This window comes from Streptomyces sp. (assembly GCF_035645055.1).
In the GTDB taxonomy this organism is placed as follows: Bacteria; Actinomycetota; Actinomycetes; order Streptomycetales; family Streptomycetaceae; genus Streptomyces.
The window spans coordinates 164,131-180,420 of the sequence record NZ_DASQNH010000001.1; the positions used below are offsets into that span (position 1 = coordinate 164,131).

The following is a 16,290-nucleotide window of genomic DNA, read 5'->3' on the forward strand; positions in this document are numbered from 1 at the left end:
CCCCGGGGATCGTTCCGTCACCCGGCCGCCCCCAGCGGCGGGGCCGGCCGGCCGCCCGCGTCCAAGTACGCCCGCGGCGGGTTGAGGCGCTGCCCCGGGAAGCCGCCCTTCTCGTACTTGAGCAGTTTCTTCGCCTTCTCCGGGTCGGTCTCGCCCTCGCCGAACGCCGGGCAGAGCGGGGCGATGGGGCAGGCGCCACAGGCGGGCTTGCGGGCGTGGCAGATGCGGCGGCCGTGCCAGATGACGTGGTGCGAGAGATCCGTCCAGTCGCTCTTCGGGAAGAGCGCTCCGACGGCGGCCTCGATCTTGTCGGGGTCGGTCTCGTCGGTCCACCGCCAGCGCCGTACGAGCCGCTGGAAATGCGTGTCCACGGTGATGCCGGGGTGGCCGAAGGCGTTGCCGAGGACGACGAAGGCGGTCTTGCGGCCGACACCGGGCAGCTTGACGAGGTCCTCCAGGCGGCCGGGGACCTCGCCGCCGAACTCCTCCGTCAGCGCCTTGGACAGCCCTGTCACCGACCTGGTCTTGGCCCGGAAGAATCCGCAGGGCCGCAGGATCTCCTCGACCTCCTCCGGGTCGGCCGCGGCCAGGTCCTCGGGGGTGGGGTACTTCGCGAACAGCGCGGGGGTGGTCTGGTTGACGCGCAGGTCGGTGGTCTGGGCGGAGAGCACCGTGGCGACCAGGAGCTGGAAGGGGTTCTCGAAGTCCAGCTCCGGGTGGGCGTACGGAAAGACCTCGGCGAGTTCCCGGTTGATCCGGCGGGCCCGGCGGACCAGGGCCGTACGGGACTCCTCGCGCGGCGGCTTCGGCGCGATCGTCTTCGCGGGCGGGACCTCGCCGACGGCGGCGGAGGCCTTCTTGGGGGCGATCTCGGCCCTCTTGAGCGTGGCCTTGCGGACGGGGGCCTTGGCGGCGGGGGCCTTCCTGGCGGCGGTCTTCTTCGCGGGCACCTTGGCGGTGGTCTTCTTGGCCGTGGTCTTCTTGGCCGGGGTCTTCTTGGCCGGGGACGCCTTCCCGGCGGAGGCCGTTTTCTTCGCCGGGTCCGCCTTCTTCGCAGCCGCCTTCGTTGTCGAACTTGCCGCTTTTGCCGTTTTTCGTTCTCCGCCGGGGGCCTGTTCGCCCACAGCGGAATCACGACGTACACCCACCCGCGCAGCCCCCTCGGCCTGTGCTCTCACCGGCTTTTTGGACACCCGGCCAGCCTAAGGCCCGGCACTGACATCTGCCCCGGACCTGGAAGATCGGCGTCCAATTGGACCCCTGACGCGTACCCCGGGACACCAGTGCGGCATCCTTGTGACAGATCACACTGTTTGGACCGTCCGGCAAAATGGGCACCACGGTCCCCTGATACAAGGGGGAACAAGATCCCCTGAGCAGGTCGACAAGGAGAGAACTCGTGGACGACGTTCTGCGGCGAAATCCGCTCTTCGCGGCGCTCGACGACGAGCAGGCCGCGGAGCTGCGTGCCTCCATGAGTGAGGTGACCCTCGCGCGGGGAGACTCCCTGTTCCACGAGGGCGACCCGGGCGACCGGCTCTACGTGGTCACCGAGGGCAAGGTCAAGCTGCACCGCACCTCGCCCGACGGCCGCGAGAACATGCTCGCGGTGGTCGGCCCCGGCGAGCTGATCGGCGAGCTGTCGCTGTTCGACCCGGGCCCGCGCACGGCGACCGCCACCGCGCTCACCGAGGTGAAGCTGCTCGGCCTCGGCCACGGCGACCTCCAGCCCTGGCTGAACGCCCGCCCGGAGGTGGCCGCCGCGCTGCTGCGCGCCGTCGCCCGTCGGCTGCGCAAGACCAACGACGCCATGTCCGACCTGGTCTTCTCGGACGTGCCGGGCCGTGTCGCACGCGCCCTGCTGGACCTGTCCCGCCGCTTCGGCGTGCAGTCCGAGGAGGGCATCCACGTCGTCCACGACCTCACCCAGGAGGAGCTGGCGCAGCTCGTCGGCGCCTCCCGCGAGACGGTCAACAAGGCGCTCGCCGACTTCGCCCAGCGCGGCTGGCTCCGCCTGGAGGCCCGCGCGGTGATCCTGCTGGACGTCGAGCGCCTGGCGAAGCGCTCGCGCTGACACCGGCCTCTCAGGGCTCTGCGGCGACTCAAGGTTCTGCGGCGACGGGGTCCCGTCTCTCACGAGGCGGGACCCCGTCGCCGTACGCGCGCGCGTGCCGGGGCGGCTCAGATGAGCCCGTGCTCCTCCAGGTAGTCCATCTGCGCCCGCACCGACAGCTCGGCCGCCGGCCACAGGGAGCGGTCCACGTCGGCGTAGACGTGCGCCACCACCTGCGCGGGCGTGCGGTAGCCGTCCTCGACGGCCGTCTCGACCTGGGCGAGCCGGTGGGCGCGGTGGGCGAGGTAGAACTCCACGGCGCCCTGGGCGTCGTCCAGGACCGGACCGTGGCCCGGGAGGACGGTATGGACGCCGTCGTCGACCGTGAGGGACCGCAGCCGGCGCAGGGAGTCCAGATAGTCGCCGAGACGGCCGTCGGGGTGCGCCACGACCGTCGTCCCGCGTCCGAGGATCGTGTCGCCGGTCAGGACCGCCCGGTCGGCCGGGAGGTGGAAGCAGAGCGAGTCGGCGGTGTGGCCGGGCGCCGGGACGACCCGCAGCTCCAGGCCGCCCACCCGGACCACGTTCCCGGCGGCCAGGCCCTCGTCGCCGAGCCGCAGCGCCGGGTCGAGAGCACGCACGCGCGTGCCGGTCAGCTCGGCGAAGCGGGCGGCGCCCTCGGCGTGGTCGGGGTGGCCGTGCGTCAGCAGGGTCAGGGCGACGCGCTTGCCGGCCCGCTCGGCCGTGTCGACGACGCGCTTGAGGTGCCCCTCGTCCAGCGGGCCCGGGTCGACCACGACCGCGAGGTCGGAGTCGGGCTCGGACAGGATCCAGGTGTTGGTGCCGTCCAGCGTCATCGCGGAGGGGTTGGGCGCGAGGACGTTCACCGCCCGCGCGGTGGCGGGTCCGGAGAGGGCCCCGTCGCGCGGCCGGCCGGGAAGGGCGCTTGCGTCGGTCATGCCGGGCCTCCCCCGGTCGCGGTCGGGATGTGCTTGGTGAACTCGTCGTGGCCGGGCCAGGTGAGCACGATCTCCCCGCCCTCCAGACGGGCCTGTGCGAGGACGGGAGCCAGGTCCCGGTCCGGCGCGGCGGCCAGCGCCCGCGCGGCCGTCACATAGGGCGTCAGCTGGCGCAGGGTGGCGATGGTGGGCGGCATCATCAGCAGCTCGCCCCTGTCGTACGCCGCCGCCGCGTCCGCGGGCCGGATCCACACCGTGCGGTCGGCCTCCGAGGAGACGTCGCGGGTGCGCTGGCCCTCGGGGAGGGCGGCGACGAAGAACCAGGTGTCGTAGCGGCGGGGCTCGAACTCGGGGGTGATCCAGCGGGTCCAGGCGCCCAGCAGGTCGGAGCGCAGCACCAGGCCGCGGCGGTCGAGGAACTCGGCGAACGACAGGTCGCGGGCGACGAGCGCGGCGCGGTCCGCCTCCCAGGCGTCGCCGGTGGTGTCGCCGACGACCGTGTCCGGGCTGGGCCCGGCCAGGAGGACGCCGGCCTCCTCGTAGGTCTCCCGGACGGCGGCGCAGACGATCGCCTGGGCGGCCGTCTCGTCGACACCGAGCCGGTCGGCCCACCACGCGCGCGTGGGGCCCGCCCAGCGGACGTGACGCTCGTCGTCCCGGGGGTCGACTCCGCCGCCCGGATAGGCGTACGCGCCTCCGGCGAAGGCCATGGAGGCGCGTCTGCGCAGCATGTGCACGGCGGGGCCGCTGCCGGTGTCCTTCAGGAGCATCACCGTGGCCGCGCGCTTCGGGCGCGCCGGGGTGAGGGTGCCGTCCGCCAGCGCGCGGATCAGCTCCGGCCACTCAGAGGGGTACCACTGACCGTTCGCCATGGCCGGAGGCTATCCCGGAACGCGCGCATGTTCGAGAGCCAAATGATCACCCTCTTCCGGGGCCCTACGGCTGGGTCAGCTCCACCTGGATCTCGACCTCCACGGGCGCGTCCAGCGGCAGCACCGCGACGCCGACCGCGCTCCGCGCGTGAACACCCTTCTCGCCGAGGACCTCGCCGAGCAGCTCGCTGGCGCCGTTGAGGACGCCCGGCTGGCCGGTGAAGTCCGCGGCCGAGGCCACGAAGCCGACGACCTTCACGACCCGCGCGACGCGGTCCAGGTCGCCCGCGACGGACTTGACGGCGGCCAGCGCGTTGAGCGCGCAGATCCGGGCCAGGTCCTTGGCCTCCTCGGGTGTGACCTCCGCGCCGACCTTGCCGGTGACCGGCAGCTTGCCGTCCACCATGGGGAGCTGGCCGGCGGTGAACACGTACGGGCCGGACTGCACGGCCGGCTGGTAGGCGGCCAGCGGCGGGACGACGTCCGGCAGCGTCAGGCCCAGCTCGGCGAGCTTCGCCTCGACCGCGCTCACGCCTGCTTCTCCCGCTTCAGGTAGGCCACCAGCTGCTCGGGGTTGTTCGGGCCGGGCACGACCTGGACGAGCTCCCAGCCGTCCTCGCCCCAGGTGTCCAGAATCTGCTTCGTGGCGTGGACGAGCAGCGGCACGGTTGCGTATTCCCACTTGGTCATGGGGCGACTGTAGCCGCTGTCACGGGAGTGGCCCGCGGGCGGTCGGAGGGGACGTTATCCACAGCCTCCCGCTCGGGCCGGGCGCGGACTGGTTACGCTCGAAGGCGTGAGCAGGCTCCAGGTCGTCAGCGGCAAGGGCGGGACCGGAAAGACGACGGTCGCCGCCGCCCTCGCGCTGGCCCTGGCCACGGAGGGGAAGCGCACGCTCCTCGTCGAGGTCGAGGGCCGGCAGGGCATCGCACAGCTATTCGAGACGGAGGTGCTGCCCTACGAGGAGCGGAAGATCGCCGTCGCTCCCGGGGGCGGGGAGGTGTTCGCCCTCGCCATCGATCCCGAACTGGCCCTTCTGGACTACCTCCAGATGTTCTACAAACTGGGGGGCGCCGGACGGGCCCTGAAGAAGCTCGGCGCCATCGACTTCGCCACCACCATCGCGCCCGGCCTGAGGGACGTCCTCCTCACCGGCAAGGCCTGCGAGGCGGTCCGGCGCAAGGACAAGGCGGGCCGGTTCGTCTACGACCACGTCGTCATGGACGCGCCGCCCACCGGCCGCATCACCCGCTTCCTCAACGTCAACGACGAGGTCGCCGGACTCGCCAGGATCGGCCCGATACACAATCAGGCGCAGGCCGTGATGCGGGTGCTGAAGTCCGCCGAGACGGCGGTGCATCTGGTGACGCTGCTGGAGGAGATGCCGGTCCAGGAGACCGCCGACGGCATCGCCGAACTGCGCGCCGCCCGCCTGCCGGTGGGCCGGGTCGTCGTCAACATGGTCCGGCCGCAGCTGCTCGACGCGGCCGACCTCGACCTCGTACGCACCGTGCCCCGTCCCGAACTCGCCCGGTCACTGTCGGCCGCCGGGCTCGGCGGCGCCCGCCGCGGCCAGCACGCCGAGCGGCTGGTGGACCCGCTGCTGACGCAGGCCGACGAGTACGCCGAGCGGTACACGCTGGAACACGAGCAGCGCGCCGTCCTCGGCGAGCTGGGCCTGCCGCTGCACGAGCTGCCGCTGCTCGCCGAGGGCATGGACCTGGCGGGCCTGTACGAACTCGCCACCGAGCTGCGGAAGCAGGGGATGACATGAGTCCGGAGCCCACCCCGACCCACCCTCATCCGGCCCCCGCGCGCGTGCTCGACGTGGACCCGCTGCTGGACGACCCGACGACCCGGATCGTGGTGTGCTGCGGCTCCGGCGGCGTCGGCAAGACGACCACGGCGGCGGCACTGGGCCTGCGCGCGGCCGAGCGCGGCCGGAAGGTCGTCGTGCTCACCATCGACCCGGCCCGCCGGCTCGCCCAGTCCATGGGCATCGACTCCCTGGACAACACCCCGCGCCGGGTGAAGGGCGTCGAGGGCGACGGCGAGCTGCACGCGATGATGCTCGACATGAAGCGCACCTTCGACGAGATCGTCGAGGCGCACGCGGACGCCGACCGGGCCGCCACCATCCTGAGCAACCCCTTCTACCAGTCGCTCTCGGCGGGCTTCGCGGGCACGCAGGAATACATGGCGATGGAGAAGCTGGGGCAGCTCCGCGCGAAGGACGAGTGGGACCTGATCGTCGTCGACACCCCGCCCTCCCGCTCCGCGCTCGACTTCCTCGACGCGCCGAAGCGGCTCGGTTCCTTCCTGGACGGGCGGCTGATCCGGCTGCTGACCGCGCCGGCCAAGCTGGGCGGGCGCGCGGGGATGAAGTTCCTGAACGTCGGGATGTCGATGATGACCGGCACCCTCGGCAAGCTGCTCGGCGGCCAGTTGCTGAAGGACGTCCAGACGTTCGTGGCCGCGATGGACACCACCTTCGGCGGCTTCCGCACCCGCGCGGACGCCACCTACAAGCTGCTCCAGGCGCCCGGGACCGCGTTCCTGGTGGTCGCGGCACCGGAGCGGGACGCGCTGCGTGAGGCGGCCTACTTCGTGGAGCGGCTGGCCGCGGAGGACATGCCGCTCGCCGGGCTGGTGCTCAACCGGGTCCACGGCAGCGGCGCCGGCGGACTGTCGGCCGAGCGGGCGCTCGCCGCCGCGGAAAATCTTGCGGAGCCCCGCATTGTGGATCAGGGGGGCGGGAAAGCTGGACTTCGTAACTCTCCCGACACATACGGAAGTTCGGCCCCCGACGAAGGCTCCCCCGCCGACCTGGACGAGGCCGCCGACCTGGATGAGGCCGCCGACCTGAACGAGGCCGCCGTACCGGACGCCGACGGCTCTCCCGCCGACCCGGAACACGCCCCCGCGGAGCGGTCCGTCGACCGGCTCACCGCACGCCTGCTGCGGCTGCACGCCGAGCGCATGCAGCTGATCGCACGTGAGCGGCGCACACGTGACCGCTTCACCGCGCTCCACCCCGAGGTGGCGGTGGCCGAAGTGGCCGCGTTGCCCGGCGATGTGCACGACATCGCGGGACTGCGGGACATCGGAAACCGCCTGGCCACGTACCGGCCGCGGCCGGTGGAAGGCGCGCCGGAGGGCGACGGGCCGGACGGCGACATACCGCGGAGCGACGTACCGCGGAGCGACGTACCGCGGAGCGACACGCCGGAAGGCCGGTGAGGTAACTGGGCGCGGCGGCGGCGCGTGGCGCGGGTGGCTCCGGCCGGTGGCGCGCGCCTGCCCGTGCGCGGCGCCCGGCGACATCCACCCAGCTCATCGAACCCGCCGACCCACAGCTCATCGAACCGCCGACCCGCCGAGCCACTGTCCGGCTCCCGGGCCGCACCGGCCGACGGCACCCGGCGCACTCCGTCGGCCGGGCCCCGCAGGGCCCCGCTCAGCTGACCGCCGCGTAGTTCTCGTACACCTGGTCGTCGTCGAGAGGCACCAGCCCGGCGCCTCGCTCGTACTCCGTACGAGCCGTCTCCAGCAGCCGGCGCCAGGAGGTCACGGTGGGCCGTCGGCGCAGCAGTGCGCGGCGCTCCCGTTCCGTCATGCCTCCCCACACGCCGAACTCGACGCGGTTGTCGAGCGCGTCGGCCAGGCACTCGGTCCGCACCGGACATCCGGTGCACACCGCCTTGGCCCTGTTCTGCGCTGCTCCTTGAACGAACAGTTCATCCGGATCGGTAGTGCGGCAGGCCGCCTGCGCACTCCAGTCGGTTACCCAGCCCATACCGGCGCCGTCCTCTCCCGAATCGAGGCTCCCCCACGGCGGCAGCGGCATATGCACCGCCGCCAGTTGAGGACGTTACGGAAGGTGGGCACAGCGCAACACCCCCTTCGGGCCCAATCTTGAATGGCCCGAACGGACTATGCGCAACCGGCAGATCACCCGGGGGAGTGAGCCTGCGACATGCGCGGCATTCCCGGCATCCCGGGATGATTCAGTTGCGTCACAACGGACGCCAGGTGACACACAAGGCGGATTCGGGCACGCACCCAACACACCGTCGGGCAGCGCTCCGAGAAGTCGCCGGACCAGCCCGGGAACGTTTCGCCGTCGCCGGACGTATTGATACGTGGCCCCACTGCTGTGACAGTCGAGAGCAGCTTAGGCCAAGGCATATACGCGTGTCCGGCGATTGAGAACGTAGGCTGCCCTCATGGCAAAGAAGCGCTCGGGCGGGGGTCTGTCTCCTACGCAGCAGGCCGCCAAGTTCCTCGGTGTCAGTGTGCTCGCGGGAGCCGTCATGGCCGGCATCGCGCTGCCCGCCGTGGGTGTGCTGGGGCTCGCGGCGAAGGGTTCGGTCGAGGGGTTCGACGAGATCCCCGCCAACCTGAAGACACCGCCGCTCAGTCAGCGCACCACCATCCTCGACGCCCAGGGCGACAGCATCGCGACGGTCTACTCACGCGACCGCACGGTCGTCGACCTCACGGACATCTCGCCGTACATGCAGAAGGCGATCGTCGCGATCGAGGACGCCCGCTTCTATCAGCACGGCGCGATCGACCTGAAGGGCGTCCTGCGCGCCCTCAACAAGAACGCGCAGAGCGGCGGGGTCGCCGAAGGTGCCTCCACGCTCACCCAGCAGTATGTGAAGAACGTCTTCGTGGAGGAGGCCGGCGACGACCCGACGAAGGTCGCGCAGGCCACCCAGCAGACCCTCGGCCGCAAGATCAAGGAGCTGAAGTACGCGATCCAGGTCGAGGAGGAGCTGGGCAAGAAGAAGATCCTCGAGAACTACCTGAACATCACGTTCTTCGGCCAGCAGGCCTACGGCGTCGAGGCCGCCTCCCAGCGGTACTTCTCGAAGCACGCCAAGGACCTCAACCTCCAGGAGGCCGCCCTCCTCGCCGGCATCGTCCAGTCGCCGAGCCGGTACGACCCGGTGAACGACGAGGCGGAGGCCACCAAGCGCCGCAACATCGTCCTCCAGCGCATGGCCGAGGTCGGCGACATCTCGCAGGCGGAGGCCGACCGCGCAACGAAGACCCCGCTGGGCCTCAAGGTGAGCCGGCCGAAGAACGGCTGCATCACCGCGGTCAAGGGCGCCAGCTTCTTCTGCAAGTACGTCGAGAAGGTCTTCCTCAACGACCCGGTCTTCGGGGAGACCAGGGAGGAGCGGGCCAAGCTCTGGAACCAGGGCGGCCTCACCATCCGCACCACCCTCGACCCGCAGGCACAGGAGTCGGTGCAGGACTCGCTGTCCCAGCACGTCAACAAGTCGGACTCGGTCGCCGCGGCCGTCACCCTGGTCGAACCCGGCACCGGCAAGATCCTCGGCATGGGCCAGTCGAAGCCCTTCGGCTACGGCGACAACGAGACCGAGATCAACTACAACGTCGGCAACGGCATGGGCGGCTCCAACTACGGCTTCCCGACCGGTTCCACGTTCAAGCCGTTCGTGGCCGCGGCGGCCCTGGAGCAGGGGCGCCCGCCGACGCAGGAGTACTCGTCGCCGTACGACATGGAGTACCCGAGCCCCGTCCAGACCTGCGACGGAAAGCCGTGGGTCAACACGGACGGCGCGCGCGTCGAGAACGAGGACGAGTCCGAGGTCGGCCCGTACCGCCTGAAGGAGGCCATGGCGAAGTCGGTCAACACCTACTTCGTCCAGATGATCTCCGACATCGGCATGTGCCCGGTGATGAAGACGCTCGACGGGCTGAACGTGGTGCAGGGCAACGGTGAGAAGCTGCCGGAGCTCCCGGCGATCTCCCTCGGCTCCAAGGGCATCTCCCCGCTGACCATGGCGACCGCGTACGCCGCGTTCGCCGCCCGCGGCATGTACTGCACGCCGATCGCGATCGAGTCGATCACGCAGAAGATCGGCGACAAGCAGAAGTCGCTGGAGGTGCCGAAGTCGACCTGCTCCCGCGCCATGTCCGAGAAGACCGCCGACACCGTCAACACCCTGCTGCGCGGCGTGGTCGACTCCGGTACGGGCCAGCAGGCCGGTCTGACCAGCCGCGAGAGCGCGGGCAAGACGGGTACGACGGACGAGCGCAGGAACGCCTGGTTCGTCGGCTACACCCCGAACATGTCCGGCGCCGTCTGGGTCGGCAGCGCCAGCCAGCAGGTCAAGATGGTCGACATCACCATCGGCGGCCGCTGGCACCCCAAGGTCTACGGCGGTGAGGTGCCGGGCCCGATCTGGCGCGACGCCATGGCCGGCGCGCTGGCGAACAAGGAGGCCCCCTCCTTCGACCTCGTCGACATCCCCGACGCCGAGCGCGACCGCGACCCCGGCGAGGACCACGGCGACAACGACAACGGCAACGGCGACGGCAACGGCGGCGACCAGGACAACGGGAACGGTGACGGCAACGGCGCCGGTGGCGCCGGCGGCGCCGGTGGCGACGGCGGACTGATCGCCGGTCTCACCACCGGCGGCCCCGAGCCGGACCCGACCTTCTCCATCCCGGAGGGCTGGTTCCAGGGCGGCGACAACGGCGGGAACAACGGGAACGGCAACGGAAACGGCGGCAACTGGCCGTAGAGGCCGTAGACCCTCCGGCCGCGTCAGCCGTACGAACGACGGCGGGGGCGCCCCCTTACACCTGGGGGCGCCCCCGCCGTCGTATTCGCCTGTCGACGCATCGACGCATCGACGCCTCGACTGCCGGTCGTCAGCCGGCGTATCCGCTGTCGCCGGTGAGCCGGCGTAGCGGCTGTCGCCGGTCAGCCGGCGAGGAACTTCTTCACCGCGGCGGCGACGCGCCCGCCCTCGGCCTGGCCCGCGACCTTCGGGTTCACGATCTTCATGACGGCGCCCATGGCCCGCGGCCCCTCGGCACCGGCCGCCTTGGCCTCCTCGACGGCCTGGGCGACGATCTGGTTCAGCTCGTCGTCACCGAGCTGCTTGGGCAGGTAGCCGGCGAGGACCTCGCCCTCCGCCTTCTCCCGCTCGGCCTGCTCGGCGCGACCACCCTGCGCGAACGCCTCGGCGGCCTCCCGCCGCTTCTTCGCCTCGCGGGCGATCACCTTCTGGACCTCGTCGTCGGAGAGCTCGCGCTTCTCCTTGCCCGCGACCTCCTCCTTGGTGATCGCGGCGAGCGTCAGCCGGAGCGTCGAGGAGCGCAGCTCGTCGCGCTCCTTGATCGCGGCGTTGAGGTCTTCCTGAAGCTTCGACTTGAGCGTGGTCATGGGTGTGATTGTCGCAGGTGCGCACGGCTCACCGCCCGCGCATTTACGGCGGCCGACGCCCGCGCCCGGACGGACCGCCGGGTCTGACACGATGGGCTCATGCGCGCGCGATACGGAGTTCCCCTGGGAATCGCGGCGGTTGGCGCCGCCGGACTGCTCTACTCGGCGGGTTTCGAAGCCCGCTCCTTCCGTCTGCGACGGGTGACCGTGCCCGTCCTGCCCCCGGGCATGCGCCCCCTGCGCGTACTCCAGGTCTCCGACATCCACATGGTCGGCGGGCAGCGCAAGAAGCAGCGCTGGCTGCGCTCGCTGGCCGGACTGCGCCCGGACTTCGTGATCAACACGGGTGACAACCTGTCCGACCCGGAGGGCGTTCCGGAGACCCTGGACGCGCTGGGCCCCCTGATGGAGTTCCCGGGCGCGTACGTCTTCGGCTCGAACGACTACTACGGCCCGAAGCTCCGCAACCCCGCCCGCTACCTGATCGAGAAGGCGCAGGGCCGCCACGGCCTGAACGGCAACGCGCCCGCCGTGGGAGTGGTCCACAACCCGTGGGAGGACCTGCGGGACGGCTTCGACGGGGCCGGCTGGCTGAATCTGACCAACACGCGCGGCACCCTGAAGATCGACGGGTTGTCGGTGGAGCTGACGGGCCTGGACGACCCGCACATCAAGCGGGACCGGTACGCGCGGGTCGCGGGCGGCCCGTCGGACACGGCGGACTTCTCCATGGGCGTCGTCCACGCCCCGTACCTGCGCGTCCTGGACGCGTTCACCGCCGACGACTACCCCCTGATCCTGGCCGGCCACACCCACGGCGGCCAGCTCTGCATCCCCTTCTACGGCGCGCTGGTCACCAACTGCGACCTGGACACGGACCGCGTGAAGGGCCTCTCCACCCACACCGCGGAAGGCCGTACGGCGTACCTCCACGTCTCGGCGGGCTGCGGGACGAACCGCTACACGCCGGTACGGTTCGCCTGCCCGCCCGAGGCGACGCTGCTCACGCTGGTGGCGGGCACGTGAGGCAGCAGCGGGCCAAGTAGCCAGGGACGCGTGGGGGCGGGCCTCGGGGGCCGGAGCCGACTCGGACTCGGATTAACCCACTCGGCCCGCCCGAATCGCCCCTTTCGCCCCTTTTCCTTAGCGTGAGGGGCATGACCGCCCCGATACCCAGGGACATCCCGGACCTCCCCGCGCTCCCGGGCATGCCCGGACTGCTGCCCTCCCCCGTCCCCGCCAGGGCGGTGGTGGCCCCCGTACGCCGCCCCCTGGCCGCCGTCTTCCGCCTGCTGACGGCGCTGACCGCCCTCACGGGCGTGACGATCTGCCTCGCGCTCGGCAGCCCGCTGCGCGTCCTCGGCTACTTCACCGTCCAGAACGGCATCCTGCTGGCCCTGATCATGCTGCTCTCGGCCCGCCGCGCCTGGACCGCCCGCCACCCCCTGCCGAGCGCCCTGACCGGAGCGGTACTGCTGTACACGGCGATCACCGGCCTCGTGTACCACCTGCTGCTGGCCGACGCGGCGACCCCGTTCACGATGATCGACACGGCCACGACCGCCCCGAGCCCCTGGCACGCCGTGGCCGTCCACCTCCTGCACACCGCGGTACCCGCGGCGGCGGTCGTCGACTGGCTGCTCCTGACCGCGCCGGCCCAGCTGCGCCTGCGCCAGGCCCCCGGCTGGCTCCTCTACCCCCTCGCCTACCTGGCGTTCTCCTTCGCCCGCGGCGAGCTGCTCCTCCCCGGCACCCCGGGCCGCTACCTCTACCCCTTCCTCGACGTCGAGGCCCACGGCTACAAGGGCGTCCTCGGCAACGCCCTCCTCCTCGGCCTCTCCTTCTACGCCCTCGCCGTCCTCCTCGTGGCTCTCGACCACGCCCGCCCGAACCCCATCCGGCACCGCTCCAAAACCGGATTTCGTGTCCAGCCACCAGTGGGCTAAAGTAAACGACGTCGCCGCGACGAGCAGCGACACCGGGGTGTAGCGCAGCTTGGCAGCGCGCTTCGTTCGGGACGAAGAGGTCGTGGGTTCAAATCCCGCCACCCCGACGCCGTAGTACCAGGTCAGGGGCCTGATCCGCATCGCGGGTCGGGCCCCTGAATGGTTTCGGAGGCCATCTCGGGATCCGTTTGGGAGCAAAGTTCGGGATCTGGCTCCCGCGGAGCGCTGGTGGCCCGCCTCAGGACCCCCGACGCCTCCGAGCGCAGTCGACTCACCTTCAAGCGGCCGACTCGTGTCCCGGACCGACCTCTTCCGGTGGGGCGAGAAGCCAGCCTGAAGTCGCAGTCGCCGGGACGGTGCCGCAAGCGCTGGACCATCAGAGTGCCGAGAAGTGCGACCCCACGGCCGCCAACCGGCGCCGCGTCCGTACCGACGTCTGGTGGGGAGTGGACGCATGGATCGCAGAGGCTTCCTCACCATCACGGGAGCCACCCTGACGGGTCTCGCGGCGAGCTGGGTGGACGCGCCCTCCGCCATGTCCGCGGCGCTCAACGGTGACCGGGCCACGGACACTATCGTCTCGATGATCGAGCAGCGCATCAGCACCCTCGCACGCTCGACGACCAGCTCGGCGGCGCTCGACTGCTGGAACAGGCGCGAGGCGACCTGGCTTTGGTCATCGGTCTCGTCAGCACTGGCCGCTACACCGACAAAGTCAGGCTCCGGCTGTACTCGCTGGCGGCCCGCGTGTCACACCTGGCCGGATGGATGGCCTACGACGCCGGCCTACGATCCGCAGGGCAGCGCTATTACGTCGGTGCCTGCGCAGCGCCCGCACCGCCGGCGACGACGCCTTCGACGCATTCAGCCTCGCAGAGATGGGCGTGCACGTCTCCGAGGCGGGGCGCACCGCCGAGCGTCATGACCTCATCTCGACCGCCATCGACAACGCGCCACGTTCTCTGCCGCCCTGCACCCAGTCGTTCCTCTACTTGCACAAGGCAGAGGCCATGTCACCCGACGGCGATCACCGCGAGGCATGCACGGCCCTCAGCCGTGTTACCTCCCTGAGGGAACGCCACGTGACGGACGAAAACCCTGACTGGCTCGACTTGGCCGCTCAACGCCCTCTCTGAACTCCGGGCACAGCGCACGGCAACAGGGCGTATGCCGTCACCGACCCACCCGAGATCGACTTCGACTCACCGGAGGTGCAGGAGGCAGAGCTCCCGGCGTCTAATGGGGTTGGTACAGCTCGCGCGCTTGCGCGCATGTACGCAGCGCTGATCGACGAGGTGGACGGCGTGCGCCTGCTCCCCCCCGTTACCTTTTTCGTGGCTCCGCAATGGGGCCTCCGGCCTTCGGGTCCGGCATGACTTCCCCCCCCTTGTTGTTCATGATCCGGGGGGTGGTGTCACCGGGTCCGGAGGCATCGACGGACCGCTGATGAGGGGCTTGAGCACCGGCTTCACCCAGGCCGGAAGAGCTCTCCGTAACGTGGATGTGGCAGCTCGGTGCCCAGGCAAGGCCGGACGTGAACGTGATGGAGGGGCCTGCACGTGATCGACACCGGCGACATCGACGTCTTCCTCGGCCTGGACGTCGGCAAGGGCGAACACCACGCCACCGCCGTCACCCCGGCCGGCAAGAAAGCCTTCGACAAGCGCCTGCCCAACACCGAACCCAAGCTCCGCGAGCTGTTCGCCAAACTCCAGGCCAAGCACGGAACGGTGCTGGTCGTGGTCGACCAGCCGGCCTCGATCGGCGCCCTGCCGCTGGCCGTGGCCCGGGACATGGGCTGCCCGGTCGCCTACCTGCCGGGCCTCACGATGCGGCGGATCGCCGACCTCTACCCCGGTGAGGCCAAGACGGACGCGAAGGACGCGTTCATCATCGCCGACGCGGCCCGAGCGATGCCACATACGCTGCGGGCGATCGACGGCGAGGACGAGACGATCGCCGAGCTGGAGATGATCGTCGGCTTCGACGACGACCTGGCTGGCGAGGCGACCCGGGTCGCGAACCGGCTGCATGGCCTGCTGACCCAGATCCACCCGTCGCTGGAACGGGTGCTGGGGCCGCGGTTGCAGCACCCGGCCGTCCTGACGCTGCTGGAACGGTTCGGGTCACCGGCCCAGATCCGCAAGGCGGGGAGGCGGCGGCTGGTCACGCTGCTGCGGCCGAAGGCACCGAGGATGGCCGAGCGTCTGATCGAGGACATCTTCGCCGCGCTGGACGAGCAGACCGTGACCGTTCCGGGGACCGAGGCGGCCGCGCTGATCGTCCCGAGCCTGGCCGCCTCCCTGGCGGCCGTGCTCGACCAGCGCAAGCTGCTGGCCGGGCGGATCGAGGAACTGCTGGAGGCCCACCCTCTTTCGAAGGTCCTGACGTCGATGCCAGGAGTCGGCGTCAGGACCGGAGCACGGATCCTGATTGAGGTCGGCGACGGCAGGACCTTCCCGACCGCCGGCCACCTCGCCGCCTACGCCGGTCTCGCCCCGGCCACCCGGAGCTCGGGCTCCTCGATCCGCGGCGAACAGCCCTCCAGGAGAGGAAACAAGCGGCTCAAAAGGGCTTTCTTCCTCTCCGCGTTCGCCGCCCTGGGCGACCCCGCGTCCCGGGCCTACTACGACAAGAAGATCGCCCAGGGCAAGCACCACACCCAGGCCCTGCTCTGCCTCGCCCGACGCCGGGCCGACGTCCTGTTCGCGATGCTCCGTGACGGAACCTTCTATGAACCGCAGTCGTCGGCCGCAGTCACCTGACCTGCGGGTCTGCGAGGAGGACGACTCGATCGGCCTCGACATCGAAGCCGAGCACTGGATGGCCATGGTCGCCTTCCGGGTCCATCAGCACGGGCTTGTTCAGCCGCCTTCCGATCTCCCGGAGGAAGCCGCAGAACACATCAAGTCGCTCCTGGCCCTGCAACTCCCGCAGGTCGACGTCGAAGTCGACTTCGTCGTCGGCATAGAACCGGAAGATCGCCAGCACATCGGCCGTCGGCCAGACCCGCAGGTTCGGGCACTCGGCGCCCGCCGGGCGGGACAGCACGACCTCCGCCCGGGGCACCGGAAGCACCGCTTCTCCCTCGGAGTACTGGCACTTCCAGCCCTTCCCCGCGACCAGGTCGAGGACCGCCTGCCAGTCCTGCACCGAGGCATTCGGGACACGCATGTCCGGCAACGACCCCATCAAGTCCGGGTCGAAGAAGCACTTCACGTCATCCCACAACAGATCAGCCACCCGG

Annotated in this window: 15 protein-coding genes, 1 tRNA gene and 2 pseudogenes; 10 read left to right on the forward strand and 8 right to left on the reverse strand. The window is 70.8% G+C overall.

From position 1 onward, the window contains the following. Nucleotides 1-17 precede the first annotated feature (17 nt). Entirely contained in the window at nucleotides 18-1,124 is a 1,107-nt protein-coding gene (gene nth, locus VE614_RS00735; RefSeq protein WP_324930173.1) for an endonuclease III, read from the reverse strand. A 275-nt stretch (nucleotides 1,125-1,399) separates the two neighbouring features. Between nth and VE614_RS00740 the strand changes: the two genes are divergently transcribed. Next, complete coding sequence (locus tag VE614_RS00740) at nucleotides 1,400-2,074, forward strand: Crp/Fnr family transcriptional regulator (RefSeq protein WP_029382547.1); 675 nt, start codon at nucleotides 1,400-1,402, stop codon at nucleotides 2,072-2,074. Between the two features lie 107 nt (nucleotides 2,075-2,181). On the opposite strand, the gene VE614_RS00745 is transcribed toward VE614_RS00740, so the two are convergent. From VE614_RS00745 to VE614_RS00760, 4 genes are all read right to left on the reverse strand, one after another. After that, nucleotides 2,182-3,012, reverse strand: coding sequence for an MBL fold metallo-hydrolase (locus VE614_RS00745; RefSeq protein ID WP_324930176.1), 831 nt, complete (start codon nucleotides 3,010-3,012; stop codon nucleotides 2,182-2,184). Beyond that, nucleotides 3,009-3,884, reverse strand: coding sequence for an NUDIX hydrolase (locus VE614_RS00750; protein WP_324930179.1), 876 nt, complete (start codon nucleotides 3,882-3,884; stop codon nucleotides 3,009-3,011). Before VE614_RS00750 ends, VE614_RS00745 begins: the two co-directional genes overlap by 4 nt. 64 nt (nucleotides 3,885-3,948) lie before the next feature. Further along, the gene (locus VE614_RS00755; RefSeq protein ID WP_043502815.1) at nucleotides 3,949-4,416 is read right to left on the reverse strand and encodes a RidA family protein; all 468 of its coding nucleotides are present in this window, start codon (nucleotides 4,414-4,416) and stop codon (nucleotides 3,949-3,951) included. Then, nucleotides 4,413-4,574, reverse strand: coding sequence for a DUF4177 domain-containing protein (locus VE614_RS00760; RefSeq protein WP_003975360.1), 162 nt, complete (start codon nucleotides 4,572-4,574; stop codon nucleotides 4,413-4,415). Before VE614_RS00760 ends, VE614_RS00755 begins: the two co-directional genes overlap by 4 nt. A gap of 106 nt (nucleotides 4,575-4,680) precedes the next feature. On the opposite strand from VE614_RS00760, the gene VE614_RS00765 reads away from it, so the two are divergent. After that, entirely contained in the window at nucleotides 4,681-5,658 is a 978-nt protein-coding gene (locus tag VE614_RS00765; RefSeq protein ID WP_324930184.1) for an ArsA family ATPase, read from the forward strand. Further along, the gene (locus tag VE614_RS00770; RefSeq protein ID WP_324930187.1) at nucleotides 5,655-7,124 is read left to right on the forward strand and encodes an ArsA family ATPase; all 1,470 of its coding nucleotides are present in this window, start codon (nucleotides 5,655-5,657) and stop codon (nucleotides 7,122-7,124) included. The genes VE614_RS00765 and VE614_RS00770 overlap by 4 nt, the downstream gene beginning before the upstream one ends. A gap of 217 nt (nucleotides 7,125-7,341) precedes the next feature. Here VE614_RS00770 and wblA read toward each other — a convergent pair whose 3' ends face one another. After that, nucleotides 7,342-7,680: a transcriptional regulator WblA gene (wblA, locus tag VE614_RS00775; RefSeq protein WP_063608098.1), complete on the reverse strand. Its 339-nt coding sequence runs from the start codon at nucleotides 7,678-7,680 to the stop codon at nucleotides 7,342-7,344. A 430-nt stretch (nucleotides 7,681-8,110) separates the two neighbouring features. On the opposite strand from wblA, the gene VE614_RS00780 reads away from it, so the two are divergent. Then, a complete protein-coding gene (locus VE614_RS00780) occupies nucleotides 8,111-10,450 on the forward strand; it encodes a transglycosylase domain-containing protein (RefSeq protein ID WP_324930193.1) in 2,340 nt (779 codons plus the stop codon). A gap of 182 nt (nucleotides 10,451-10,632) precedes the next feature. Here the strand turns inward: VE614_RS00780 and VE614_RS00785 are convergent, their stop codons facing one another. Continuing rightward, the gene (locus VE614_RS00785) at nucleotides 10,633-11,097 is read right to left on the reverse strand and encodes a GatB/YqeY domain-containing protein (protein ID WP_324930196.1); all 465 of its coding nucleotides are present in this window, start codon (nucleotides 11,095-11,097) and stop codon (nucleotides 10,633-10,635) included. A 99-nt stretch (nucleotides 11,098-11,196) separates the two neighbouring features. Between VE614_RS00785 and VE614_RS00790 the strand changes: the two genes are divergently transcribed. The 6 genes and pseudogenes from VE614_RS00790 (at nucleotide 11,197) to VE614_RS00815 (ending at nucleotide 15,808) form a co-directional block, all read left to right on the forward strand. Beyond that, complete coding sequence (locus VE614_RS00790) at nucleotides 11,197-12,123, forward strand: metallophosphoesterase (protein WP_324930199.1); 927 nt, start codon at nucleotides 11,197-11,199, stop codon at nucleotides 12,121-12,123. Between the two features lie 131 nt (nucleotides 12,124-12,254). Continuing rightward, entirely contained in the window at nucleotides 12,255-13,043 is a 789-nt protein-coding gene (locus VE614_RS00795) for a Pr6Pr family membrane protein (RefSeq protein ID WP_324930201.1), read from the forward strand. A gap of 33 nt (nucleotides 13,044-13,076) precedes the next feature. Further along, a tRNA-Pro gene (locus VE614_RS00800) sits at nucleotides 13,077-13,150 on the forward strand. A 329-nt stretch (nucleotides 13,151-13,479) separates the two neighbouring features. Further along, nucleotides 13,480-14,155: pseudogene (locus VE614_RS00805) on the forward strand (transcriptional regulator); the annotation flags it as partial. 45 nt (nucleotides 14,156-14,200) lie between these two features. Further along, nucleotides 14,201-14,371: pseudogene (locus VE614_RS00810) on the forward strand (esterase); the annotation flags it as partial. Nucleotides 14,372-14,602: 231 nt separating this feature from the next. Beyond that, nucleotides 14,603-15,808, forward strand: coding sequence for an IS110 family transposase (locus tag VE614_RS00815; RefSeq protein ID WP_414719463.1), 1,206 nt, complete (start codon nucleotides 14,603-14,605; stop codon nucleotides 15,806-15,808). Here VE614_RS00815 and VE614_RS00820 read toward each other — a convergent pair. Next, nucleotides 15,801-16,286, reverse strand: coding sequence for a hypothetical protein (locus VE614_RS00820; RefSeq protein WP_324930204.1), 486 nt, complete (start codon nucleotides 16,284-16,286; stop codon nucleotides 15,801-15,803). The genes VE614_RS00815 and VE614_RS00820 overlap by 8 nt on opposite strands. Nucleotides 16,287-16,290: the final 4 nt, after the last annotated feature.

What these genes read in the sequence shown, in the direction of transcription:
- VE614_RS00745 (WP_324930176.1), bottom strand. Translation starts at nt 3,012, where the DNA reads ATGACCGACGCAAGCGCCCTTCCCGGCCGGCCGCGCGACGGGGCCCTC.
- VE614_RS00750 (WP_324930179.1), bottom strand. Translation starts at nt 3,884, where the DNA reads ATGGCGAACGGTCAGTGGTACCCCTCTGAGTGGCCGGAGCTGATCCGC.
- VE614_RS00760 (WP_003975360.1), bottom strand. Translation starts at nt 4,574, where the DNA reads ATGACCAAGTGGGAATACGCAACCGTGCCGCTGCTCGTCCACGCCACG.
- VE614_RS00770 (WP_324930187.1), top strand. Translation starts at nt 5,655, where the DNA reads ATGAGTCCGGAGCCCACCCCGACCCACCCTCATCCGGCCCCCGCGCGC.
- wblA (WP_063608098.1), bottom strand. Translation starts at nt 7,680, where the DNA reads ATGGGCTGGGTAACCGACTGGAGTGCGCAGGCGGCCTGCCGCACTACC.
- VE614_RS00780 (WP_324930193.1), top strand. Translation starts at nt 8,111, where the DNA reads ATGGCAAAGAAGCGCTCGGGCGGGGGTCTGTCTCCTACGCAGCAGGCC.
- VE614_RS00785 (WP_324930196.1), bottom strand. Translation starts at nt 11,097, where the DNA reads ATGACCACGCTCAAGTCGAAGCTTCAGGAAGACCTCAACGCCGCGATC.
- VE614_RS00790 (WP_324930199.1), top strand. Translation starts at nt 11,197, where the DNA reads ATGCGCGCGCGATACGGAGTTCCCCTGGGAATCGCGGCGGTTGGCGCC.
- VE614_RS00795 (WP_324930201.1), top strand. Translation starts at nt 12,255, where the DNA reads ATGACCGCCCCGATACCCAGGGACATCCCGGACCTCCCCGCGCTCCCG.